Below are 23878 nucleotides of genomic sequence, written 5' to 3' on the forward strand. Positions count from 1 at the left end.
TCCGATGACCGCCACTGACTCTGTCCCCGCAGACTCCGCACCGACGCAGGCGAACACCGCCCGGGTCCTGGACGGCAAGGCGACCGCGGCCGCGATCAAGGCCGAACTGACCGAACGCGTCGCCGCGCTGAAGACGCACGGGATCGTTCCGGGCCTCGGCACCATCCTGGTCGGCTCCGACCCGGGCAGCACCTGGTACGTGGGCGGCAAACACAAGGACTGCGCCGAGGTGGGGATCACCTCGATCCGCCGCGACCTGCCGGAAGAGACCAGCCAGGAGGAGCTGCTGGCCGTGGTGCGGGAGCTCAATGAGAACCCGGAATGCACGGGCTACATCGTCCAGCTGCCGCTGCCGGCGCACATTGACCAGGACGTCATCCTGGAGGCCATGGATCCGGAGAAAGACGCCGACGGCCTGCACCCGATGAATCTGGGCCGGCTCGTGGCTAACGTCAGCGGGCCCATGAAGTCCCCGCTGCCCTGCACGCCCAAGGGCTGCGTGGAACTCCTGACCCGGCACGGCATCGACCTCAACGGCAAACGCGTCCTCGTGGTGGGCCGCGGTGTCACGATCGGCCGCCCGGTGGGCCTGCTGCTCACCCGCAAAGACGTCAACGCCACCGTCATCCTGGCCCACACCGGCACCGTGGACCTGCCCGCCGAACTCCGGCAGGCCGACGTCGTGATCGCTGCGGCCGGCCAGCCGCACATGATCAAGGCAGAGGACCTCAAGCCCGGCGCCATCGTGCTCGACGTCGGCGTCAGCCGCGTCGACGACGGCACCGGCAAGGCCGTGGTGACCGGGGATGTCGAGCCTGCCGCGGCCGACGTCGCCGCCTGGCTGTCGCCGAACCCCGGGGGAGTGGGGCCGATGACCCGCGCCATGCTGCTGGCCAACGTGGTGGAAACCGCGGAACGCCAGCTGGCAAGCGGGCCCGCCGCCTAGGTGTACTGAGCGCGCAGGGCGCCCCCTCCTTCGGGAGCGGGCGCCCTGGCCGTTTAAGCCGGACATCACGGATTGGCAAACGTCTGGAATATTTTACGAAGAGACTCTTTCATAGTTTGCCGGGATCGACTACCGTGTTTCGGGTGTCTGAACTTGTCTCGAAAGAATCCCCTGTGAGCAGCCCCGAAGGATCCGGCTCTCCCCAGTACGTCATTACCGCCGAAAACCTCACCAAGAAGTACGGTGACATCACCGCCGTCGACGGCATCTCCTTCCGCGTGCCCGCCGGCGAAGCCTTCGGACTGCTCGGGCCCAACGGCGCCGGCAAGTCCACCACCATGAAGATGATCGGCGGCGTTTCGCAGCGCACCTCCGGCAGCCTCAGCATCATGGGCCTGGACCCGGAGCAGCACGGCCCCGAAGTCCGTGCCCACCTCGGCGTGGTGCCGCAGCAGGACAACCTGGATGAGGAACTGAAGGTCCGGGACAATCTGCTGGTCTACGGCCGCTACTTCGGCCTGCCGATGAGCTACCTCAAACCCAAGGCGGACGAACTGCTCGAGTTCGCGCAGCTGACGGACAAGGCCAAGTCCAAGGTCGACGCGCTCTCCGGCGGCATGAAGCGCCGCCTCACGATCGCCCGTTCCCTGATCAACGAACCGCGGATCCTGCTCCTGGACGAGCCCACCACCGGGCTTGACCCGCAGGCCCGGCACATCCTCTGGGACCGGCTGTTCCGGCTCAAGGAACAAGGGGTCACCCTGATCCTCACCACCCACTACATGGACGAGGCCGAGCAGCTCTGCGACCGCCTGATCGTGGTGGACAAGGGCAAGATCATGGCCGAAGGGTCCCCGGCGAGCCTGATCCGCGAATACTCCACCCGCGAAGTCCTGGAGCTGCGCTTCGGCTCCGAACGCAACGCCACGGTCGGCTCCGAGCTCGAAGGCATCGGCGAACGGATCGAGACCCTGCCGGACCGCGTCCTCATTTACGCCCACGACGGCGAGGCCGCCCTGGAGCAGGTGTCCGCCCGGGGACTGCACCCGGTCACCTCGCTGGTCCGCCGTTCCTCGCTGGAAGACGTCTTCCTGCGCCTGACCGGCCGGAGCCTCGTTGACTAATTCAATTAACGCCGCGGCGGGGACGACGGCACCGCCCGCCCTGCGCGCTCATTCGCCGGCCGTCTCGGCAGCCCGCGCCCGCCGCTGGGGCGCCTTCTACTACGCCGAGCAGGTCCTGCGGGTCATGAAGGGCTACGGCTGGACCATCGTCATGTACGGCGTCGGCCAGCCGGTGGCCTACCTCTTCGCCATGGGCGTGGGCCTGGCCACGCTGGTGGACACGAACTCCACGGCGGCCTTCGGCGGCGTCAGCTACCTGGCCTTCATCGCGCCCGCCCTGCTAATTTCCGCCGCCGTGATGACCGCCGCCAACGAGTTCACCTTCCCGGTGTTGGACGGTTTCAAATGGCGCCGGGTCTACTACGGTCCGCACGCCTCGCCGCTGACCCCGGAGCAGATCGCGGCCGGGCAGATCATTGCCGTCACGGTGCGGTTCGTGCTGCAGTCCGCCATCTACTTCGGCGTCGTCGCACTCTTCGGTGCGTCCCCGGGCGCCTGGGGCTGGGTCTCGATCCTGGTGGCCACGCTGGCCGGGCTGTCCTTCGGTCTGCCGCTGATGGCCTACGCGGCCACCATCAAGAACGACAGGGGCCAGTTCGCCATGGTCATGCGCTTCATTGTGATGCCGCTGTTCCTTTTCTCCGGGACCTTCTTCCCGCTGGACACCCTGCCCCTGGCGGTCCGCTGGATCGGCTGGATCTCGCCGATCTGGCACGGCACCGAACTGGGCCGCGTCTTCAGCTACGGCTATCAGGAAGCGCCGCTGCTCACCGTGGTCCACGTCGTCTTCCTGCTCGGCCTCGCCGTTCTCGGCTGGGTCCTGACCCGGCGCCAGTTCGCCAAAAGGATGGCATCATGAGCGTGCTCGCCGGACACCGCGATCCGGGAAACCAGGCGGGCGGCCAGAGCGTCACCGAGGCCGCCCGCAACCGCCGCTTCGGGCCGCTTTACTCGCGCAACGTGCGCGCCGTCGTCGCCCGCGGGCTGATGGCCACCAAGAGCAGCAACTGGATGGTCATGGTCTCCGGATTCTTCGAACCGGTGCTGTACCTGATCTCGATGGGCGTGGGGCTGGGCGCGATCGTCGGCGCGGTTCAGGGTCCCGGCGGGCAGCAGATCTCGTACGCGGCCTACATCGCCCCGGCCCTGCTGGCGGTCTCGGCGATGAACGGCGCCGTCTACGACTCCACCTGGAACGTTTTCTTCAAGATGAACTTCGCGAAGCTGTACCAGGGCATGCTCTACACCTCCCTGGGACCGATCGACGTCGCGATGGGCGAAATTTTCCTCGCCCTGCTCCGCGGGCTCATGTACGCCACCGGCTTCACCGCCGTGATGGGCGTGATGGGCCTGATCACCACGCCGTGGGCCATCCTGATGATCCCGGCGTCGGTGCTGATCGCGTTCGGTTTCGCGAGCTTCGGCATGGGCATCACCAGCTTCATGAAGACCTTCCAGCAGATGGACTGGATCAACTTCGTGATGCTGCCGATGTTCCTCTTCAGCGCCACCTTCTACCCGTTGAGCGTGTACCCGCAGTGGATCCAGTGGCTGATCCAGGCGATGCCGCTGTGGCACGGGGTGGAGCTGCTGCGCCAGATCAGCGTCGGCGTGTTCACCCCCGCCACCGCGGTGCACATCGGCTACTACCTCGCCATGATCGTGCTCGGCGTGGCGTTGACCACCGGCCGGCTCCGCAAACTGTTCCTGAAGTGACACAACCGGTCGTCACGGGCCCGGCGCAAAGGAGAACCCCATGATCGGCAAATGGCACGCCCTCGTCATCGACTGCGAGCAGCCGGACACGGCCGCGACCTTCTACCAGCAGCTGCTCGGCATGGTCCGGGTGGACGAGGATGCGGACTGGATCACGATCGGCGACGCGGCCGACCGCCCCGCGCTCGCTTTCCAGCGGGTCCAGCGGCTGGTCCGGCCGCAGTGGCCGGACGCGGACCACCCGCAGCAGATGCACGTGGACGTGATGGTGGGGGACCTCGACGCCGCGGAGGACGAGGTGCTGAAGCTCGGCGCCACGAACCTGTTCGCCGGCGGAGAGTCCTTCCGGGTCTACTCGGACCCCAGCGGGCACCCGTTTTGCCTGGTGCTGTCCTGACGGCGAAGTGACGGCGTAGTTCCCCCGCGCCGTTCGCCCGGGGTGGAAGCGCAACCCCGGGTCCGGCCGGTTTGCGATAATAGGCACATGCGATCTCTGGACAACCCTTCTGCCAAGCCGTCCGCGTTCAACGCGGCCACCGGAAAATTCTCGATGTTCCGCATCGGCGGTCTCGGGATGACGGTCTTCATCATCGCGTTCCTGGTGGCCGTCATCTTCGCGGCGAACCAGAACGACGTCGTGGGCTGGGTTGTCGCGGTCATCGCCGCCTTTTGGCTCGCTCTGGCGTCGTTCGTGGTGTTCAGCATCCAGCGGGCTGCCAAGAAAGCCGGCGCCAAGCTGAACGAGGCGCAGAACGCGTTCAACTCCGCGGTGGGCCGGGCGCCGTCGTCCGGCAGCGCCGACCACGGCGGCACCCGCCTTGTCGGCGACCGCCGCGGAGCGGACGAGGTCCGCGACATGAAGCTGGACCACTCCTTCAAGATTGTCCAGGTGCAGGTCCGCGTGGTGGAGCAGGAACAGGCCAAGGGCGGCGCCGCAGACCAGGACACCATTCGCCGGGCGCTGGAAACCATCGAGATCACGGCCACCAATGCACGGGACATGATCAAGTCCGCGGATGGCACCGACCAGCCGGTCCACGGAACCATCATCGACTAGAGTGGAACGGGTGAGCTCGGCATTGAAGAAGGACCACCTTCGCATCGCATCGGTTAACGTCAACGGCCTCCGCGCCGCCTACAAAAAAGGCATGGCGGAATGGCTGGCGCCGCGTGAGGTCGATATCCTCTGCCTCCAGGAAGTGCGCGCGCCTGATGCGATCGTCCACGAGCTCCTCGGCGAGGGCTGGCACATCCTGCACGCCGAGGCCGAGGCCAAAGGCCGGGCCGGCGTCGCCATTGCCTCCCGCACCGAGCCCGTCGCCACCCGTTCCGGCATCGGCGACGACTACTTCGCGACGGCTGGCCGCTGGGTGGAAGCCGACTACATTGTCCGCGACGCCGCGGGCCAGGCCTCGCAGCTGACCGTGGCCAGCGCCTACGTGCACTCCGGCGAGGCCGGCACCCCGAAGCAGGATGACAAGTTCCGTTTCCTGGACGTGATGGCAAACCGGCTGCCGGAGCTGGCCAAGCACAGCGACCATGCCCTGGTGGTGGGCGACCTCAACGTCGGCCACACCGAGCTGGACATCAAGAACTGGAAGGGCAACGTCAAACGTGCCGGCTTCCTGCCCGAGGAGCGTGCCTACTTCGACCGCTTCTTCGGCGAGGAAATCGGCTGGAAGGATGTTCACAGGGGCCTGGCGGGTAGCGTCGACGGCCCCTACACTTGGTGGTCGCAGAGGGGACAGGCCTTCGACAACGACACCGGCTGGCGCATTGATTACCACATGGCCACGCCCGCTCTCGCCGCCGCGGCGGTGTCAGCAGTTGTTGACCGGGCGCCGTCCTGGGACACACGCTTCTCCGACCACGCCCCGCTGGTAGTGGACTACCGGCTCTAGTCTTAAGGTTCCTCCCATGACCTCTCCTTCAAACGCGTCGACTCTGGCCGGCGTCGACGCCGGCGTCGCACTGGACGCCGTCGTCTCACCCGCCGGACAGGCTCCGGCGGTTCCCGGTGCCAGGCACCGCATTCTCTCCGGCATGCAGCCCTCCGCCGACTCGCTGCACCTCGGCAACTACCTCGGTGCCCTCGTCAACTGGGTCAGGATGCAGGACGAATACGACGCCGTCTTCTTCATCCCGGACCTGCACGCGATCACGGTGCCGCAGGATCCTGCCGAGCTGGCCCACCGCACCCGCGTCACCGCCGCGCAGTACATTGCCGGCGGCGTCGACGTGGACAAGTGCACGCTCTTCGTCCAGTCCCAGGTCCCGGAACACGCCCAGCTGGCCTGGGTGCTCAACTGCATCACCGGCTTCGGCGAGGCCTCCCGGATGACCCAGTTCAAGGACAAGGCCCTGAAACAGGGCTCGGACCAGGCCAGCGTCGGACTCTTCACCTACCCGATCCTGCAGGCCGCGGACATCCTGCTCTACCAGCCGCACGGCGTGCCGGTGGGGGAGGACCAGCGCCAGCACGTGGAGCTGAGCCGCGACCTCGCGCAGCGCTTCAACACCCGCTTCGGTGAGACCTTCACGGTGCCCCAGCCCTTCATCCAGAAGGAGTCGGCCAAGATCTACGACCTGCAGCACCCGACGGCGAAGATGTCGAAGTCCGCGGAGTCGCCGGCCGGCCTGATCAACCTGCTGGACGACCCCAAGGTGATCGCCAAGCGGATCAAATCCGCCGTGACGGACGCGGAAACCGAAATCCGCTTCGACCGCGAGAACAAGCCCGGCGTCTCCAACCTGCTGACGATCTACTCGGCCATCAGCGGGCAGAGCGTGGAGCAACTCGTCGCCGCGTATGAGGGCAAGATGTACGGCCACCTCAAGGTGGACCTCGCCGAGGTGGTCACGGAACACCTGAGCCCGATCCGGGACCGGGCGAACCAGTTGCTGGACGATCCTGCGGAGCTGGACCGGCTGCTCGCCCTGGGCGCGGACAAAGCCCGGGAGATCGCCTCGGTCACCCTCCGGGACGTCTACGCCAAGGTCGGCTTCCTGCCCTACGCCGGAGCACGGGGAGTCCACTAGCGCAATGTCCTCTGCCAGCAAAGTCACCGCCAACGACACCGGGCGCGCCGTCCACCACAGCGCACGCAAGGGTTCAGGCGCCGCACCCCACCAAAGTGCGGCGGCCGGCAACGGACAGACCCCGGATGAGGGCATCAGCATCGGCGTCATCCTCGGTTTCCCGCGGGAGATCGCCGAGGAACTGCAGCGTTGGCGGGCCTCCTTCGGGGACCCGATGGCCGCGTCCATACCGGCGCACATAACCCTGGTCACCACCACCATGACGCAGGACTGGGAAGCAACCCGCAACCACGTCCGCGAGGTGGCGCGGGGGCAGGAGCCGTTCACCGTGACGATCGCCGGCACCGGGTCCTTCCGCCCGGTATCGCCGGTGGTCTACCTGAACGTCGAGGCCGGTTTCGGCGAGTGCGTCAGGCTGCACCAGCAGCTCCAGACCGGGCCGCTGGAGCGCGAACTGCCGTTTGCCTACCACCCGCACGTCACCGTGGCCCACGACGTGGCCCCGGAAAGCCTCGACGAGGCCGAGACGGCGCTGAAGAATTACAGGGCCAGCTTCCCGGTGGCTAGCATGGGACTTTACGAGCACGACGACAACGGCATCTGGCAGCTACGGGAAGAGCTTGACTTTGGCACCGAACCTGACGACCACCGAGGCGCGGCCGGCGCAACAGGCGCCCGCTGAACCTCCGCTTCCCACCGACCTCGCCCAGCTGAGGCTGGAAGTCATCCGGAAAAGGGTGGACTGGGGCAAGGCTCGGCGCTCCGCCGGCGGAGGCCTGGCCGCGCCGCTGGCCATGGTCCAGTGGCTGCTCGCCCGGCTCAACGTGTTCCGGCCGATGCGGGCCTTCCGGCATTACAACCTGCAGCACGGCCCGCTGATGAGCGCCGGCATCGGCTTCAACATGTTCTTCTCCATCACCGGCCTGCTGGCCACCGGCTTTTCGATCGCCGGGCTGTTGCTGCGCGGCCAGCCGGCGCTGCTGGACAAGGTCATCGGCAGCGTCGCCACCAGTGCCCCCGGACTGCTCAAGGTCGGCGGCCGGGAGGGGCTGGTGGACCCGCAGGAGCTGCTGAACCCCAGCGGCCTCGGCTGGACGGCGGTGATCGCCGCCGTCGTCACCGTGGTGACCTCGCTGGGCTGGATTGCCGGCCTGCGTGACGGCCTGCGCGGCGTGCTGCGGCTTCCCCCGCTCAAGGTCAACCCGGTCCTGTTGAAACTGCGCGACACCGGCACCCTCCTGCTGCTCGGCGTCGCCCTGGTGATCAGCGCCGGTGCCTCGCTCGTGTTCGGCACCGCCGCCGGCTGGGTGGCCGAACAGCTCCACCTGGACCCGCTGGTGGCCGGCCCGCTGACCACGTCCATCAAGATCGCGGTGCCGCTGGTTCTGGGCTGGGTGACCGCGCTGATCATGTTCCGGCTCGCCGGCGGGCTCAAACTGCAGCGCCGGGCCCTGCTGGAAGGCACCATCCTGGCCGCGGTGGGCACCAGCGTCCTCCAGATCTTCAGCGCCGAACTCCTCGCCAGCGCCGGCCGGAACCCTATCCTCGCGCCCTTCGCCATCATCATCGGCCTGCTCATCTGGTTCAACCTGGTCAGCCAGGTCTACCTCGTCTCGGCCGCGTGGTCAGCGATCCGCGAAGAGGACGTCACAACCGCCCCGTCCGCCAGGACTGCCGGCTGGGGTGCACGCCAGGTCCAGCCCGGGAAGACGCCGGCCGAGCAGCGGGAGCGACGCCGCCCGGCGGCTAGCTTCCGGCGTCGAGGTACTGATCGGCCCACGCCGAAATAATCCTGGCGGCGCGGGCTGCCTGGCCCTTGCCGGTGAGCAGGTGGTCGGAGCCCTCGAGCGAGACGAAGCTGCGCGGGTGCCGCGCGGTCTGGAAGATGCTGCTGGCATTGTCGATGCCCACCGTGTTGTCGGTGGGGGAGTGCAGCACCATCAGGGGCTTGTGCAGCCGCCGAATGCAATCGGTCAGGTCCGCGTTTTCCAGGTCCTCGACGAAATGCCGGCGGATCTCCACCCGCTTGCCGCCGAGGTCCACCTCGGCGCTGCCCTCGCTCAGGATGCGGTCCAGCGCGGCGTCAAAGACATGCGCGACGTGCTTGGGCGAGAACGGTGCGCCTACCGTGGCGACGGCGTCGAGCTCCGGGATGCTGCCGGCGGCCGCCAGCACCGCGGCCCCGCCGAACGAGTGACCCACGAGCAGCGAGACGGCGCGGCCGGAGTCGCGCATGAACTCGGCCGCCCGGAYGGTGTCCGCCACCTTGTGGCTGAWGGACCCCTCGGACCAGAGCCCCGCGGACTCGCCCAGGCCGAGATTGTCGAAGCGGAGCATGCCCACCCCGTTGTCCGCCAGCGCCTTGCACATCCGTGAGGCCGAGGGGCTGTCCTTGCCCAGCGTGAAGCCGTGGGAGAACACGCCCCAGCCTTTTACCGGACCCTCGGGGAGGTCGATGACGCCGGAGAGCAGCTCGCCGGTGGAACCTTCGAAGGACACTTTTTCGGAGCGGGACACGGGGGCCCTTTCATTTAGGGGGCTTACGACGGCGGCGCCCCCACCGGAGGGTGGGAGGCGCCGTCGTCGTTGGAGCTGGTGGCAGGCGTGCGCTAGATCTTGCGGGCCAGGATGGCCTGCTTGACCTCGGCGATTGCCTGCGTGACCTGGATGCCGCGCGGGCACGCCTCGGTGCAGTTGAAGGTGGTGCGGCAGCGCCACACGCCTTCCTTGTCGTTGAGGATCTCCAGGCGCATGTCGCCGGCGTCATCACGGGAATCGAAGATGAAGCGGTGCGCGTTGACGATCGCGGCCGGGCCGAAGTACTGGCCGTCGGTCCAGAACACCGGGCAGGACGAGGTGCACGCGGCGCACAGGATGCACTTGGTGGTGTCGTCGAACCGTTCGCGGTCCTCGGCGGACTGCAGGCGTTCCTTGGTCGGCTCGTGGCCGCGGTTGATCAGGAAGGGCATGACTTCGCGGAAGGACTGGAAGAACGGCTCCATGTCCACGATCAGGTCCTTTTCCACCGGCAAGCCCTTGATCGGCTCGACCGTGATGGGCTTGGAGGTGTCCAGGTCCTTGAGCAGGGTCTTGCAGGCGAGGCGATTGCGGCCGTTGATGCGCATGGCATCGGAACCGCAGACGCCGTGGGCGCAGGACCGGCGGAAGGAGACGCTGCCGTCAATCTCCCACTTGACCTTGTGCAGGGCGTCCAGGACACGGTCCGTGCCGTACATGGTGACGTGGAAGTCGTCCCAGGTGGACTCGTCGGAGACCTCCGGGTTGTAGCGGCGCACCCGCAGGTGGACGTCGAAGGACGGGATGTCCCCGCCGCCGCCGACGCCGGCGGGCAGTTCGATCTTGGAGGCTGGCTCAGCGAGTTCAGCGGTCATCTTAGTACTTCCTCACCATCGGCTCGTAGCGCGTAAAGACCACCGGTTTGGTGGCAAGCCGGATGCCGGCAATCGACTCGGCGGAACCGTCCGCCGGTGCGTGGTCATCCTTGTACGCCATGGAGTGCTTCATGAATTTTTCGTCGTCGCGCTCGGGGAAGTCCTCGCGGAAGTGTCCGCCGCGGGATTCCTCGCGGTGCAGGGCCGCCACGGTCATGACCTTGGCGAGCTCCAGCAGGAAGCCCAGTTCCACGGCCTCGAGCAGGTCCAGGTTGAAGCGCTTGCCCTTGTCCTGGACGCTGATGCGCTGGTACCGCTCCTCGAAGGACGCGATGTCCTTCAGGACCTGGTTGAGCGTCTCGGCGGTGCGGAACACCTGCATGTTGGCGTCCATGGTGTCCTGCAGTTCCTTGCGGATCTGGGCCACCTTCTCGGTGCCGTCAGAGGTGCGGACGTGCTCCAGCAGGTTCAGCGTGTAGGCCTCGGGATCCGCGGGCAGTTCCACGAAGTCCGCGGTCTTGGCGTATTCGGCGGCGGCGATGCCCGCGCGCTTGCCGAAGACGTTGATGTCCAGCAGCGAGTTGGTGCCCAGTCGGTTGGAACCGTGCACCGAGACGCAGGCAACCTCGCCCGCCGCGTAGAGGCCCGGGACGACGGTGTCGTTGTCCTGCAGGACCTCGGCGCTGATGTTGGTGGGGATGCCGCCCATGGCGTAGTGCGCCGTCGGGAAGACCGGAACCGGCTCCGTGTACGGCTCCACACCCAGGTAGGTGCGGGCAAACTCGGTGATGTCCGGGAGCTTGGCGTCGATGTGCGCCGGCTCGAGGTGCGTCAGGTCAAGCAGGACGTAGTCCTTGTTCGGTCCGCAGCCGCGGCCTTCACGGACTTCGTTGGCCATGGAGCGGGCCACGATGTCGCGCGGGGCGAGGTCCTTGATGGTGGGTGCATAGCGCTCCATGAAGCGCTCACCCTCGGAGTTGCGCAGGATCGCGCCTTCGCCGCGGGCGGCCTCGGAGAGCAGGATGCCCAGGCCGGCCAGGCCGGTCGGGTGGAACTGGAAGAACTCCATGTCCTCCAGCGGGATGCCGCGGCGGAACGCGATGCCCATGCCGTCACCGGTGAGGGTGTGGGCGTTGGAGGTGGTCTTGAAGACCTTGCCGGCGCCGCCGGAGGCGAACACCACGGACTTGGCCTGGAAGACGTGCAGTTCGCCGGAGGCGAGGTCGTAGGACACGACGCCGGCAACGCGCTTCTGCTTGTACGCCGTGCCGTCCTCGCGGACTGCGTCTTCCTCGACGGTGAGCAGGTCGAGGACGTAGTACTCGTTGTAGAACTCGACGTTGTGCTTGACGCAGTTTTGGTACAGCGTCTGCAGGATCATGTGGCCGGTGCGGTCCGCGGCGTAGCAGGCACGGCGGACCGGAGCCTTGCCGTGGTCGCGGGTGTGGCCGCCGAAGCGGCGCTGGTCGATCCGGCCCTCGGGCGTGCGGTTGAACGGCAGGCCCATCTTCTCAAGGTCCAGGACGGCGTCGATCGCTTCCTTCGCCATGACCTCGGCGGCGTCCTGGTCCACCAGGTAGTCGCCGCCCTTGATGGTGTCGAAGGTGTGCCACTCCCAGTTGTCTTCCTCGACGTTGGCCAGGGCTGCACACATGCCGCCTTGTGCCGCGCCGGTGTGGGAGCGCGTGGGGTAAAGCTTGGTCAGTACTGCTGTTCGCGCACGCTGACCGGATTCGATCGCGGCGCGCATGCCAGCGCCACCGGCACCGACAATGACGACGTCGTACTTATGGACCTGCATACCAGATGCTCTTTCTCTCAAAATTCGCTGTAAAACACCGCCGGCGGAGCCTGCGCAGTGAAGTCTCGTGATCCCTGTGTCCCGCGCGGGCAGGCAAGGATTAGCGCCCGGAGGCCCGGGCCGCTACGGAGCGGGGCAGAACCCGCCGGGCAGCTGCACGCCGTCGACCACTGGGCACGGGTTGAAGGTGAAGATCACCAGCGTGCCGAGGATGATGATGGCTGCGGCCGCGGCGTAGAGCACGATCTTCAGCCAGAGACGCGTCGCGTCCTTTTCGGCGTAGTCGTTGATGATGGTGCGCACGCCGTTGGTGCCGTGCAGCATGGCGAGCCACAGCATGGCCAGGTCCCAGACCTGCCAGAACGGGTCGGCCCACTTGCCGGCCACGAAGCCGAAGTCGATCGCGTGGATGCCTTCGCCCACCAGCAGGTTGACGGTCAGGTGGCCGAAGATGAGGACCACGAGGACGACGCCGGAAAGCCGCATGAAGAGCCATGCCAGCATTTCGAAGTTGCCCTTGGACGAACCGCTGCGGCGGTACTGCGGCGCAATCTTGCCGCTGCGCGGACTCTGAATGGTTGCACTCATGGCTTAGTGACCTCCGAGGGCGAGGGACAGGTGGCGGATGGAGAAGCCGACCATGACGACGACCCAGAGGGCCAGGACCGTCCACAGCATCTGGCGCTGGTACTTCGCGCCCTTCTTCCAGAAGTCGACGGCGATGATCCGCAGGCCGTTGAAGGCGTGGAATACGATCGCTGCGACGAGGCCCGTTTCACCCAGGGCCATAAGGGGGTTCTTGTAGGCACCGATCACGGCGGTGTAGGCCTCGGGGGACACACGCACCAATGAGGTGTCCAGCACGTGGACCAACAAGAAGAAAAAGATCACTACACCGGTAACGCGGTGTCCAACCCAGGACCACATGCCTTCACGGCCGCGGTACAAGGTGCCAGCTGGTTTTGTCGGCACTGAATAAACCTCCCTGCAACACAGCGGCGCTGGCATGGGATCCACGCGGGGGGAACGCCTGCTGCGAGAGCACTCGTAAGCTCAAGCCTAAATCTAGGCTTCGCCCTCAGCTTATTCAATTCAGCGGATCGATGGTGACGGCGCCCGGCGCGGTTTTTGACCGCTTTTGAGACGAACGCCACATTCGCTTGCGCCGCCGTCGACTCCGTTTGCGTGCGTTGCGTGCCAACTCCGGGGTGTGCGGGCGGCGTTCCGCTAAAGTAGCCGTGATGACTACAGACAATATGGCCAGCCATGACTCACCCCAGGACGCTGCGGCGGACTCCCCGCTGCGGCGTTTCATCGCGGTGATTCCGGCAGGCGGTGTGGGGACCCGGCTCTGGCCGCTGTCCCGGGCCGCCGCCCCCAAATTCCTGCACGATCTCACCGGATCCGGCAGCACGTTGCTGCGCGCCACCTACGACCGGCTGGAACCCCTCGCCGGCAGCCGCGTGCTGGTCGTCACCGGAACGGCGCACCGCGAGGCCGTGTGCCGCCAACTGCCCGAGGTGCGCGAGGCGGACCTGGTGCTGGAGAGCGAGCCCAAGGACTCGGGTGCGGCCATCGGCCTCGCCGCGGCGATCCTGTTCGAGCGCGATCCGGAAACGATCATGGGTTCCTTCGCCGCGGATCAGGTGATCAGCCCCGACGCACTGTTCCAGGATGCGGTCCGTGAGGCCATCCACACGGCGGCCGCCGGCAAGATCGTCACCATTGGCATCAAGCCCACGCACCCGTCCACCGGCTTTGGCTACATCCGCGCCGGCGACAAGTTGAGTGTGCCCGGCGCCCCGAGCGCCCACACAGTCGTCGAATTCGTCGAGAAGCCCAGCGAGGAAGTCGCCCAGCAGTACGTGGACAGCGGCGAGTACGTCTGGAACGCGGGCATGTTCGTCGCGCCGGTCTCGCTCATGCTCAAGCACCTGGAGGCCAACCAGCCGGAACTCTTCGCGGGCCTGCAGGAGATTGCCAAGGCCTGGGACACCCCGCTGCGCGACGAGGTCACCTCCCGCGTCTGGCCAACCCTGCCCAAGATCGCCATCGACTACGCGGTCGCCGAGCCCGCCGCGGCAGCCGGGGACGTCGCCGTCGTGCCCGGCACCTTCCGCTGGGACGACGTCGGGGACTTCGCCTCCGTGGGCCGGCTCAACAGTGCCAAGGAAGTCGACGACGTCACCGTGATCGGCGAGGGTGCCCGGGTCTTCACTGAGAACTCGAGCGGCGTGGTGGTCTCCGACACCAAGCGTGTGATCGCCCTGATCGGCATCGAGGATGTGGTGATCGTGGACACCCCCGATGCCCTGCTCGTGATGACGAAGGCGCATTCGCAGCGGGTCAAGGCCGCCGTGGACGCGCTCAAGGCCAGCGGCGACACGGACGTCCTCTAGTCTTCTTCAGCTAAGCGCGACTGTCCTGCCGTAACCGTCCGACTGCGATGCCGCTATTTTTCTGACTCTCGCTAGAGTGATTGTGTGCGCAATTACACTACTGAAGCTGAGCCAACCACCCTGGTGGGGCCGTGGCTGGAGCCACTCCTGCCGGAGCTGATCGCCTTCCGCCGCGACCTGCATGCGCACCCCGAGCTGTCCTTCAAGGAGTTCCGCACCACGGATAAGCTGGCCAAGCGGCTTGAGGCTGCCGGCCTGACCCCGCGCCGGCTCGAGGGTACCGGGCTGACCGTGGATGTCGGCGAGGGCCCCATCGCCACCGCGCTCCGCGGCGACATTGACGCCCTGCCCATCATCGAGGAGACCGGACTGCCGTTCGCGTCCAAGAACCACGGCGTGACGCACGCCTGCGGCCACGACGTCCACACCACCACGATGCTGGGCATCGCCCTGATCCTGCAGCGGATGCACGACTCCTCGCCGCTGGGCGGCACGGTGCGGATCATCTTCCAGCCGGCCGAGGAGACCATGCCCGGCGGGGCGCACGCGTGCATCGAACAAGGTGTGCTGGAGGGGGTGCCGCGGATCCTGGCGCTGCACTGCGACCCCCGGATCGAGGTCGGCAAGATCGGCACCCGGATCGGCGCCATCACCTCGGCGTCGGACACCATCAAGATTGAACTGAGCGGCCGAGGCGGCCACACCTCGCGCCCGCACCTGACCGAGGAACTCGTCTTCGCCCTCGCGCAGATCGCCATCAACGTCCCGGCCGTGCTCTCCCGGCGCGTCGACGTCCGCAGCGGGGTGTCCGTGGTCTGGGGACACATCTCGGCTGGCTCCGCACCGAACGCCATCCCGGCGAGCGGCTACATGGCCGGCACCATGCGCTGCCTGGACCGGGATGCCTGGCACAGCGCGGGGGAGATCCTCGACGAGGTGGTGCAGCAGATCGCGGCGCCCTACGGCGTCGACGTGCACCTGGAGCACACCCGCGGCGTGCCGCCCGTGGTGAACTCCGAACACGAGACCGCGCTGATCGAGGCTTCGGCCCGGGCCGAAATCGGCGAGAGCTCCGTGGTGCTGACGCCGCAGTCGATGGGCGGCGAGGACTTCGCCTGGTTCCTCGCGGACCTGCCCGGCGCGATGATGCGGCTGGGCACGAAAACCCCCGGCGGCGAGGAGTACGACCTGCACCGCGGCGACTACATCCTGGACGAACGCGCCCTGGGCCTCGGCATCCGGGTGCTCACGGCGGCGGCCCTCCGCACCCTCCGCGACCTCTAGGGCAGGCGCCAGCCGACGCTCCGGAGCCGCACCTTCGCCTGCTCAAGGGCGGGCGTGCCCGCGGAAATTCCCCACCTTTCCCTTCGCGGGGCCGGGACGCGCCAGCGCTGCCTGCGGACACGCCGTCGGCGCCCCTTGAAGTTGGGGAAATCCGGCGGGCGGCTGCACCGGTAAATGCGTTGTGCGCAACTCAGTTGTGCGCAACTTAGTTGTGCGCTAAGGTTTTTAGGTGAGCAAAACTGATTCCCCTGCGTCCGCCGGGACCGACGCCCCCCGCCTGGACAGGCAGGTGTGCTTCGCCATGTACTCGGCTTCGCGGGCCGCTACCGCCGTCTACCGGCCCATACTCGAGGAACTCGGACTGACGTACCCGCAGTACCTCGTGATGATGGTGCTCTGGGAGGACCAGCCCCGCAGCGTCCGCGAGCTGGGCGAGGAACTCGGGCTGGACTCCGGAACCCTCTCGCCGCTGCTCAAGCGCCTCGAGTCCCTGGGATACGTGGAACGACGGCGGTCCGCGGCGGACGAACGGCGCGTCGAGGTCTTCCTCACTGAGTCCGGCGCCGCCCTCAGCGCCCGTGCCACCGGAATTCCGCAGCGGCTCGCCGATGCCGCCGGACTCTCCGCTAACGAGCTCGACCAGCTCCGCGAGACCCTGGGCCGGCTCACCGCCGCGCTGCAGTCCGGCCGCTGACCGGCCCCGCCAATTGCGGGCTGCGGCCGCGCGGCAACCCCACAAGCTTCCCTTCCCCCAACAGATTGGAATCCCCATGAAGACCCTCTATACGGCCGAAGCACTGGCCTCCGGCGAAGGCCGCGACGGCAACGCGCAGACGTCCGACGGCAAACTCAATGTCACCCTGGCCAGCCCGGTTGAGCTCGGCGGCAACGGCGAAGGCACCAACCCCGAGCAGCTCTTCGCCGCCGGGTACGCCGCCTGCTTCCACTCTGCCCTGCGCCTGGTGGGCCGCCAGCAGAAGGCGGACCTGACCGACTCCGCCGTCGCCGCGAAGATCCACCTCGGCGCCCTCGACGGCGGCTCCGGCTACGGCATCGCCGCCGAACTCGAGATCGCGCTGCCGGCCGTGGACCGCGAAACCGCCGAAGCGCTCGTCGCCAAGGCCCACGAGGTCTGCCCCTACTCCAACGCCACCCGTGGCAACATCACCGTAGACATCACCATCCTGGAGGTCGCCGCATGAGCACCGAGAACAGCACCCTTCCCGCCACCACCCGAGAGATCCAGCTGGCCTCCCGCCCGCACGGCCGCCCCGTGCCGGAGAACTTCCGGCTGGCCGAATCCCCGCTGCCGGAGCTCCAGGACGGCCAGGTCCTGGTCCGCAACCTGTTCATCTCCGTGGACCCCTACATGCGCGGCCGGATGAACGACGTGAAGTCCTACTCCGCGCCGTTCGCCCTGGACGCCGCCATGGAGGGCGGCGCCGTCGGCGAGGTCATCGCCTCCCGCTCGGCCGACCGCGCGGTTGGGGACACTGTGGTGCACAGCCTCGGCTGGCGCGAGTACGCCGTCCTGGACGCCGCCGCGACGACGCCGGCCCGCACCGACCTGGCCCCGGCGTCGGCCTTCCTGGGTGCCCTCGGCATGACCGGCCTGACCGCCTACGCCGGACTGCTCAAGGTCGCCGAGTTCAAGCCGGGCGAGGCCGTCTTCGTTTCCGGCGCAGCCGGCGCCGTCGGCTCGCTGGTGGGGCAGATTGCCAAGGCCATGGGCGCCTCCCGGGTGATCGGCAGCGCCGGCACCCCGGAGAAGGTGGCCCGCCTGCTGGAGCTCGGCTTCGAGGCCGCCTTCAACTACCATGACGGCCCGGTCCGGGACCTGCTGAAGGAGGCCGCGGGGGAGAAGGGCATCGACGTCTACTTCGACAACGTCGGCGGCGAGCACCTCGAGGCCGCGCTGTCCGTGCTCAACGTCGGCGGCCGCGTCGCCATGTGCGGCGCCATCTCTCAGTACAACTCCACCGAGCCGACGCCGGCCCCGCGGAACCTCATGCTGGCCATCGGCAAGCAGCTGACCCTCAAGGGCTTCCTGGTGGGCGGTTACTGGCAGTACATGGGCGAGTTCGTCGAGAAGCTCTCCGGCTGGCTGGCCGACGGCACCGTCCGTTACGACGAGACCGTGGTGGACGGGCTGGAGAACGCACCGCAGGCCTTCATGGACCTGCTGGAGGGCGCCAACACCGGCAAGATGCTGGTCCGCCTCTAAGCTAACTCCGCCTCCAGCGCAGGCGCGAACGTTGCCCCTGGGGCCCCGATTTCCACGATTTCGGGGCCTCACGCGTACGGTCGCGCGGGAACGGCGCAGCGCTTGGTAACAAGTTCTCAACAATCTGTGAAATGGCTGTGAAGTGTGTTACTCGACGTGTTCCATGACACTAAAGTAACTTGCATCAGTGCGCCTCGGCGCAGTGCTGCGAATCCGTCAGTGACAACAGTGTTTCGGGGGAAAACCGGAAGCAGACACTCATTGAACTCCCGTCGTAGCGCCTATCTCTTTCTTCCTGGAGGAACTTTGACGAACTCACTGCGCGCAACTTTCAAGCGCGGTTCAATGGCCGGCGTCGCCACCGCAGGTGCGGCCGCTTTGCTGCTCACCGGTTGCGGGGCTGCCCCGACCGCCAGCAGCACCGCCAGCGCAAGCGCCAGCAACTACACCGGCTGCATCGTGTCCGACTCCGGCGGATTCGACGACCAGTCGTTCAACCAGTCCTCCTACGAGGGCCTGAAGAAGACCGAGAAGGATCTCGGCATCAAGGTCAACCAGGTCGAGTCGAAGACCAACAACGACTTCGAGCCGAACCTGCGCGCCATGGTCACTGCCGGCTGCAACCTGACCATCACGGTCGGCTTCCTGCTCGGCGACGCCACCAAGGCCCAGGCCACGGCGAACCCGGACAAGCACTTCGCGATCATCGACTTCGGCTACGACAAGCCGATCGCCAACGTCAAGCCGATCATCTATGACACGGCCCAGGCTGCCTTCCTGGCCGGCTACCTCGCCGCGGGCACCACCAAGACCGGTACCGTCGCGACCTTCGGCGGCATCAAGATCCCCACCGTCACCATCTTCATGGACGGCTACGCCGACGGCGTGAAGTACTACAACGAGAAGGAGGGCAAGAACGTCAAGGTTCTTGGCTGGGACAAGGCCAAGCAGGACGGCTCCTTCACCGGCGACTTCGAGAAGCAGGACAAGGGCAAGCAGTTCACCCAGAACTTCCTGGACCAGGGTGCGGACATTGTCATGCCCGTCGCCGGTCCGGTCGGCAAGGGTGCAGGCGCAGCGCTGAAGGAAGCCAAGGCAGCAGGCAAGGACGTCAAGCTCATCTGGGTTGACTCCGACGGCTTCCTGACCGCCCCGGATTACAAGGACATCATGCTCTCCTCCGTGATGAAGCAGATGGGCGAGGCCGTTGAGACCGTCGTGAAGGAAGACACGGAAGGCAAGTTCACCAACACGCCCTACGTCGGCACCCTCGCGAACGACGGCGTCCAGCTGGCTCCGTTCCACGACCTGGACTCCCAGGTTCCGGCCGAACTGAAGTCCGAGCTGGACCAGATCAAGAAGGACATCGCCGACGGCAAGCTGAAGGTTGAGTCCGCAGCCAGCCCGAAGGCGTAACTTCCGCCGCTAAGCGCCACGGCCCGGACGGTCCCAGACCGCACGGGCTGTGGCGCTTTTCGTTGCGGCTACTCTTAGCCGCAGCGCTGGCGGCAGGCACTAGGCTGGTTCTGCAGCCCCATCACCCCGTCCGGTCGTGACCCGGACACACTTCGAGATTGGTCAGAGTTTTGAAACTTGAACTCAAGGGGATCACCAAACGCTTCGGCTCCCTGGTAGCCAACGACCACATTGACGTGGTCGTTGAACCCGGGCAGATCCACTGTCTGCTCGGCGAGAACGGCGCCGGCAAGTCCACGCTGATGAACGTCCTCTACGGGCTCTACGAACCCACCGAGGGCGAAATCCTCATCGACGACAAACCCGTCAGCTTCCGCGGCCCGGGGGACGCGATGGCGGCAGGCATCGGCATGGTGCACCAACACTTCATGCTGGTCCCGGTCTTCACGGTCGCCGAAAACGTGGCCCTCGGGGCGGAAACCACCAAGGCCGGCGGCTTCCTCAATCTCGATGACACCCGCCGGAAGATCCAGGAGATCTCCGACCGGTACGGCTTCGACGTCGACCCCGACGCCCTGATCGAGGACCTGCCGGTCGGCGTCCAGCAGCGCGTGGAGATCATCAAGGCCCTGGTCCGCGACGCCAAGGTGCTCATCCTCGACGAGCCCACCGCCGTACTGACCCCGCAGGACACCGACGAGCTGCTTGACATCATGCGCCAGCTCAAGAGCCACGGCACCTCGATCGTCTTCATCTCGCACAAGCTGCGCGAGGTCAAGGCCGTCTCGGACACCATCACGGTGATCCGGCGCGGCAAGGTCGTCGGCACGGCCAGCCCCACGGCCTCGACGACGGAACTCGCCTCCATGATGGTGGGCCGGGCAGTCAACCTGACCCTGGACAAGGCCCCGGCCCGGCCGCAGGAGACCACGTTCCAGGTCAAGGACCTCACCGTGATCGCACCGAGCGGCCAGCACGTCGTGGACGGGATCAGCTTCGACATTGCCCGCGGCGAGATCCTGGCCGTCGCCGGCGTGCAGGGCAACGGGCAGACCGAGCTGACCGAGGCGATCCTCGGCCTGCAGGACCGGGTCCACGGCTCCATCCTGCTCGACGGCGAGGAGTTGGTGGGCCGCAGCGTCAAGGACGTGCTGAAGGCCGGCGTCGGCTTCGTGCCCGAGGACCGCTCGGTGGACGGTCTGATCGGAACGTTCTCGATCGCCGAGAACCTGATCCTGGACCGCTACGACCAGGAACCGTTCGCGAAGGGCATCAGCATGAGCCCGGCGAAGGTGCTGGAAAACGCGAAGACCCGGATCGACGAGTTCGACGTGCGCACCCCGTCCGGCTCGCTCGCCGCGGGCACCCTGTCCGGCGGCAACCAGCAGAAGGTGGTCATGGCTCGCGAGCTGTCGCGCCCGCTGCGCCTCTTTATCGCGTCCCAGCCGACCCGCGGCGTCGACGTCGGCTCCATCGAGTTCCTGCACAAGCGGATCGTAGCGGAACGCGACCACGGCACCCCCGTGATGATCGTCTCCACCGAACTCGACGAAGTGATCGAGCTGGCGGACCGGATCGCTGTGCTTTACAAGGGCAGGCTGGTGGGCATCGTCCCGGCCGGCACCGGACGTGACGTCCTGGGCCTCATGATGGCCGGCCTGTCGCCCGACGAGGCCCACGCCGACAGCACCAAGACCCCGGCAACCGCAGCCGCCGCCCCGGCCGCCGCCGCCCAGCCCGCACAGGAGTCCACCTCCGGCGCCGTAGGAGAGCACCATGACTGAAACCAACCGGCCACGCCACGCGGCTGAATCCGATCCGGCGAAAACCGCGGGAACCGCAGCCCAGCCAACCGCGACGCCGAACACCCCCGACGTCGAAACCGCCGAAACCACCGACGCCACGGACGCCACCACCGCCACCTCGCTGGACACCGCTGGCGGGGCGATGCGCCCCTCGGCCGTCCCGGTCTCGGGCCAGAGCGGCATCGTCCCCGGCGGCCCCGACTCGCTCATGCGCAAAATCTTCACCGGAAGCGGCATGGTCTCCGTGCTGGCCGTGCTGCTCGCGCTGATCCTCGGCGGCCTGCTGATCGCCAGCACGGACAAGGCCGTCAGCGCGAGCGCGGGCTACCTCTTCGCCCGGCCCAGCGACTTCTTCTCCGCCGTCTGGTCCGCCGCTACCCGCTCCTACGTGGCGCTCTTCCAGGGCTCCGTGTTCAACCCCCGCGGCACCGGCGCGGCCGGGCAGTTCGCCCCGCTGATGGAAACCCTCACCATCGCCACCCCGCTGATCACCGCCGGCCTCGGCGTCGCCCTGGCCTTCCGCGCCGGACTCTTCAACATCGGTGCTCAGGGCCAGATCATCATGGCCGGCATCCTCGCCTCGTGGGTCGGCTTCGCCCTGCACCTGCCGATGGGCCTGCACCTGCTGCTGGTCCTCGTGGCCGGCATCCTCGGCGGCGCCCTCTGGGCCGGCCTGGTCGGCTTCCTCAAGGCCCGCACCGGCGCCCACGAGGTGATCCTGACGATCATGTTCAACTACATCGCGCTGTACTTCCTGCGCTACCTGCTCAACACCCCCGCGTTCCAGCGGCCGGGCGAGACCAACCCGATTTCCCCGATCCTGGACCCCAGCGCCGTCTACCCGCAGATTTTGGGCACCCAGTACCGGCTGCACCTGGGCTTCATCCTGGCCATCGCGGCGACCGTCTTCGTCTGGTGGGTGCTGAACCGCTCCACGATCGGCTTCGAATTCCGGGCCGTCGGCGCCAACCCGAAGGCCGCCCTGACCGCCGGCATCAACGTCCCGCGCGCCACCATCCTGGTGATGGCCATCGCGGGCGCCCTCGCCGGCATGTCCGGCGTCGCCCAGGTGGCCGGCACCGAAAAGGTCCTCACCGACGGCGTCGCGGCCACCTACGGCTTTGACGCCATCACGGTTGCGCTGCTGGGACGCTCGACGCCGTGGGGCACCTTCGCCGCAGGCCTGCTCTTCGGCGCCTTCCGCGCCGGCGCCGTCCAGATGCAGATCCAGACCGGAACCCCGATCGACATCGTGCTGGTGGTCCAGTCGCTGATCGTGCTCTTCATCGCCGCCCCGCCGCTGGTGCGGGCGGTGTTCGGCCTGAACCCGCGCAAGAAGAAGGCCGTCAAGGCCAACAAGTCCAAGACGGCAGCAACCACCGGAGTAGCAGCATGAGCACAACAGCAACGTCGCCCCAGCCGGGGAAGCCGCAGCCTGCACCCCTGGACGGAGCTCCCGCGGCCAAGCACCACCACACGGCCGTGACCGCCAAGCCCGTGACCTGGAAGCTCCCGGTCACCCTGCTGGTGCTGGCCATCGTGGCGTTCGTCTTCTTCGGACTGATGGGGCCGCACCAGACCGCCAAGTTCGGAATCTCCACCGGGAGCGACTTCTTCCAGCTGCCGGCCCTGGAGGTTCAGGCCTTCCTCGGCGGCATCGTTCTCTCGGTGATCATGCTGGCGCTGGCCGGCTATGCCGTGTTCCTCAAGACCCGGAACCGCAAGGTCCCGGGCTGGGTCACGATCGCCTTCATCGCGCTGTTTGTCGCCGCGTTCCTGATCTGGGTGGTCGGCGGGGCCCGCACCACCAGCATTTCCCTCGCCGGGCTGATCGCAGGGTCCGTGACCCTGGCCGTGCCGCTGGTCTTCGGCTCCCTGTCCGGCGTGCTCTGCGAACGCGTCGGCGTCGTGAACATCGCGATCGAAGGCCAGCTCCTGGGCGGCGCCTTCACGGCCGCGATCATCGCCACCCTGACGCACAACCCCTTCCTGGGCCTGCTCGCGGCGGCCATCGCCGGGGCCCTCGTCTCCATGATCCTGGCCCTGTTCAGCATCAAGTACGTGGTCAACCAGATCATCGTCGGCGTCGTGCTCAACGTCCTCGTCTCCGGCGTCACCGGCTTCCTGTTCAGCACGGTCATGCAGGCGGACAAGGAGAAGTTCAACTCTCCCGCGCACCTGGATCCGATCACCATCCCGGTTTTGGGCGACATCCCGCTGATCGGCCCGATCCTGTTCAAGCAGTCCTTGATCGGCTACCTGATGTACATCGCCGTGATCGTGGTCTGGGTAGGGCTGTTCAAGACCAAGTGGGGCCTGCGCGTCCGCGCCGTCGGCGAACACCCGCAGGCAGCCGACACCATGGGCATCAAGGTCAACGCCACCCGCTTCTGGAACGTCACCCTCGGCGGCGCCATCGCCGGCATCGGCGGTTCCTTCTTCACCCTCGTGGCGATCGACAGCTTCACCAAGGAAATCTCCGGCGGACGCGGCTTCATCGCCCTGGCCGCACTGATCTTCGGCCGTTGGAACCCGATCGGCGCCTTCTTCGCGGCGCTGCTGTTCGGCTTCGCCGACAACCTGCAAAGCATCGTGACGATCATCGGCACCCCGGTTCCGAGCCAGTTCATGGCGATGCTGCCGTACCTCGTGACGGTGCTCGCCGTGGCCGGGCTCGTCGGACGCTCCCGGCCGCCGGCGGCCAGCGGCATCCCGTACGTGAAGGGCTGACC

Annotated in this window: 24 protein-coding genes; 19 read left to right on the plus strand and 5 right to left on the minus strand. The window is 67.2% G+C overall.

The annotated features are described in order from the left end of the window. Positions 1 to 4 precede the first annotated feature (4 nt). From AC1DGE_RS13725 to AC1DGE_RS13770, 10 genes are all read left to right on the plus strand, one after another. Positions 5 to 946 carry a bifunctional methylenetetrahydrofolate dehydrogenase/methenyltetrahydrofolate cyclohydrolase gene (locus tag AC1DGE_RS13725; RefSeq protein ID WP_476917640.1) on the plus strand — a complete coding sequence of 314 codons (942 nt, stop codon included), beginning with the start codon at positions 5 to 7 and terminating at the stop codon, positions 944 to 946. Positions 947 to 1119: 173 nt separating this feature from the next. Continuing rightward, positions 1120 to 2070, plus strand: a complete 951-nt coding sequence (locus AC1DGE_RS13730; RefSeq protein WP_441418527.1) for an ABC transporter ATP-binding protein — start codon at positions 1120 to 1122, stop codon at positions 2068 to 2070. Next, on the plus strand, positions 2063 to 2929 hold the full coding sequence (locus tag AC1DGE_RS13735; protein ID WP_441418526.1) for an ABC transporter permease: 867 nt from the start codon (positions 2063 to 2065) through the stop codon (positions 2927 to 2929). Before AC1DGE_RS13730 ends, AC1DGE_RS13735 begins: the two co-directional genes overlap by 8 nt. Next, positions 2926 to 3786: an ABC transporter permease gene (locus AC1DGE_RS13740; RefSeq protein WP_441418525.1), complete on the plus strand. Its 861-nt coding sequence runs from the start codon at positions 2926 to 2928 to the stop codon at positions 3784 to 3786. Before AC1DGE_RS13735 ends, AC1DGE_RS13740 begins: the two co-directional genes overlap by 4 nt. A gap of 40 nt (positions 3787 to 3826) precedes the next feature. Continuing rightward, on the plus strand, positions 3827 to 4183 hold the full coding sequence (locus tag AC1DGE_RS13745; protein ID WP_441418524.1) for a VOC family protein: 357 nt from the start codon (positions 3827 to 3829) through the stop codon (positions 4181 to 4183). Between the two features lie 87 nt (positions 4184 to 4270). Then, positions 4271 to 4843: a hypothetical protein gene (locus tag AC1DGE_RS13750; RefSeq protein ID WP_441418523.1), complete on the plus strand. Its 573-nt coding sequence runs from the start codon at positions 4271 to 4273 to the stop codon at positions 4841 to 4843. 10 nt (positions 4844 to 4853) lie between these two features. Next, positions 4854 to 5687, plus strand: coding sequence for an exodeoxyribonuclease III (locus AC1DGE_RS13755; protein ID WP_441418522.1), 834 nt, complete (start codon positions 4854 to 4856; stop codon positions 5685 to 5687). Between the two features lie 16 nt (positions 5688 to 5703). Continuing rightward, positions 5704 to 6825 carry a tryptophan--tRNA ligase gene (gene trpS / locus AC1DGE_RS13760; RefSeq protein WP_441418521.1) on the plus strand — a complete coding sequence of 374 codons (1122 nt, stop codon included), beginning with the start codon at positions 5704 to 5706 and terminating at the stop codon, positions 6823 to 6825. A gap of 4 nt (positions 6826 to 6829) precedes the next feature. After that, complete coding sequence (locus tag AC1DGE_RS13765) at positions 6830 to 7507, plus strand: 2'-5' RNA ligase family protein (RefSeq protein ID WP_441418520.1); 678 nt, start codon at positions 6830 to 6832, stop codon at positions 7505 to 7507. Further along, positions 7452 to 8615: a YihY/virulence factor BrkB family protein gene (locus AC1DGE_RS13770; protein ID WP_476909392.1), complete on the plus strand. Its 1164-nt coding sequence runs from the start codon at positions 7452 to 7454 to the stop codon at positions 8613 to 8615. Before AC1DGE_RS13765 ends, AC1DGE_RS13770 begins: the two co-directional genes overlap by 56 nt. Here the strand turns inward: AC1DGE_RS13770 and AC1DGE_RS13775 are convergent. The 5 genes from AC1DGE_RS13775 to sdhC form a co-directional block, all read right to left on the minus strand. Then, a complete protein-coding gene (locus AC1DGE_RS13775; protein ID WP_476917641.1) occupies positions 8572 to 9342 on the minus strand; it encodes an alpha/beta hydrolase family protein in 771 nt (256 codons plus the stop codon). The two genes, AC1DGE_RS13770 and AC1DGE_RS13775, sit on opposite strands and share 44 nt — an antisense overlap. Before the next feature lie 92 nt (positions 9343 to 9434). Further along, complete coding sequence (locus AC1DGE_RS13780; RefSeq protein ID WP_138770016.1) at positions 9435 to 10217, minus strand: succinate dehydrogenase iron-sulfur subunit; 783 nt, start codon at positions 10215 to 10217, stop codon at positions 9435 to 9437. A gap of 1 nt (position 10218) precedes the next feature. Then, positions 10219 to 12018, minus strand: coding sequence for a succinate dehydrogenase flavoprotein subunit (sdhA, locus tag AC1DGE_RS13785; protein WP_476917642.1), 1800 nt, complete (start codon positions 12016 to 12018; stop codon positions 10219 to 10221). A 123-nt stretch (positions 12019 to 12141) separates the two neighbouring features. After that, the gene (locus tag AC1DGE_RS13790) at positions 12142 to 12606 is read right to left on the minus strand and encodes a succinate dehydrogenase hydrophobic membrane anchor subunit (RefSeq protein ID WP_175323591.1); all 465 of its coding nucleotides are present in this window, start codon (positions 12604 to 12606) and stop codon (positions 12142 to 12144) included. Positions 12607 to 12609: 3 nt separating this feature from the next. After that, complete coding sequence (gene sdhC, locus AC1DGE_RS13795; RefSeq protein ID WP_082575171.1) at positions 12610 to 12990, minus strand: succinate dehydrogenase, cytochrome b556 subunit; 381 nt, start codon at positions 12988 to 12990, stop codon at positions 12610 to 12612. Positions 12991 to 13259: 269 nt separating this feature from the next. Here sdhC and AC1DGE_RS13800 point away from each other — a divergent pair, with 269 nt between their 5' ends. From AC1DGE_RS13800 to AC1DGE_RS13840, 9 genes are all read left to right on the plus strand, one after another. Next, a complete protein-coding gene (locus AC1DGE_RS13800) occupies positions 13260 to 14417 on the plus strand; it encodes a mannose-1-phosphate guanylyltransferase (protein WP_441418516.1) in 1158 nt (385 codons plus the stop codon). Between the two features lie 84 nt (positions 14418 to 14501). Continuing rightward, a complete protein-coding gene (locus AC1DGE_RS13805; RefSeq protein ID WP_441418515.1) occupies positions 14502 to 15701 on the plus strand; it encodes an amidohydrolase in 1200 nt (399 codons plus the stop codon). A 301-nt stretch (positions 15702 to 16002) separates the two neighbouring features. Further along, the gene (locus AC1DGE_RS13810; protein WP_476909391.1) at positions 16003 to 16395 is read left to right on the plus strand and encodes a MarR family winged helix-turn-helix transcriptional regulator; all 393 of its coding nucleotides are present in this window, start codon (positions 16003 to 16005) and stop codon (positions 16393 to 16395) included. A gap of 76 nt (positions 16396 to 16471) precedes the next feature. Continuing rightward, positions 16472 to 16903 carry an organic hydroperoxide resistance protein gene (locus AC1DGE_RS13815; RefSeq protein WP_441418514.1) on the plus strand — a complete coding sequence of 144 codons (432 nt, stop codon included), beginning with the start codon at positions 16472 to 16474 and terminating at the stop codon, positions 16901 to 16903. Continuing rightward, on the plus strand, positions 16900 to 17925 hold the full coding sequence (locus tag AC1DGE_RS13820) for an NADP-dependent oxidoreductase (RefSeq protein ID WP_476893267.1): 1026 nt from the start codon (positions 16900 to 16902) through the stop codon (positions 17923 to 17925). Before AC1DGE_RS13815 ends, AC1DGE_RS13820 begins: the two co-directional genes overlap by 4 nt. A 306-nt stretch (positions 17926 to 18231) precedes the next feature. Then, on the plus strand, positions 18232 to 19341 hold the full coding sequence (locus AC1DGE_RS13825; RefSeq protein WP_476917643.1) for a BMP family lipoprotein: 1110 nt from the start codon (positions 18232 to 18234) through the stop codon (positions 19339 to 19341). Positions 19342 to 19511: 170 nt separating this feature from the next. Continuing rightward, positions 19512 to 21125 (plus strand): ABC transporter ATP-binding protein, encoded by a 1614-nt coding sequence (locus AC1DGE_RS13830; RefSeq protein WP_476917644.1) that lies wholly within the window; start codon positions 19512 to 19514, stop codon positions 21123 to 21125. Continuing rightward, on the plus strand, positions 21118 to 22542 hold the full coding sequence (locus AC1DGE_RS13835) for an ABC transporter permease (RefSeq protein WP_441418511.1): 1425 nt from the start codon (positions 21118 to 21120) through the stop codon (positions 22540 to 22542). The genes AC1DGE_RS13830 and AC1DGE_RS13835 overlap by 8 nt, the downstream gene beginning before the upstream one ends. Continuing rightward, on the plus strand, positions 22539 to 23876 hold the full coding sequence (locus AC1DGE_RS13840; protein WP_441418510.1) for an ABC transporter permease: 1338 nt from the start codon (positions 22539 to 22541) through the stop codon (positions 23874 to 23876). Before AC1DGE_RS13835 ends, AC1DGE_RS13840 begins: the two co-directional genes overlap by 4 nt. Positions 23877 to 23878 lie beyond the last annotated feature (2 nt).

It is taken from the genome of Arthrobacter sp. 05N425, from assembly GCF_056397125.1.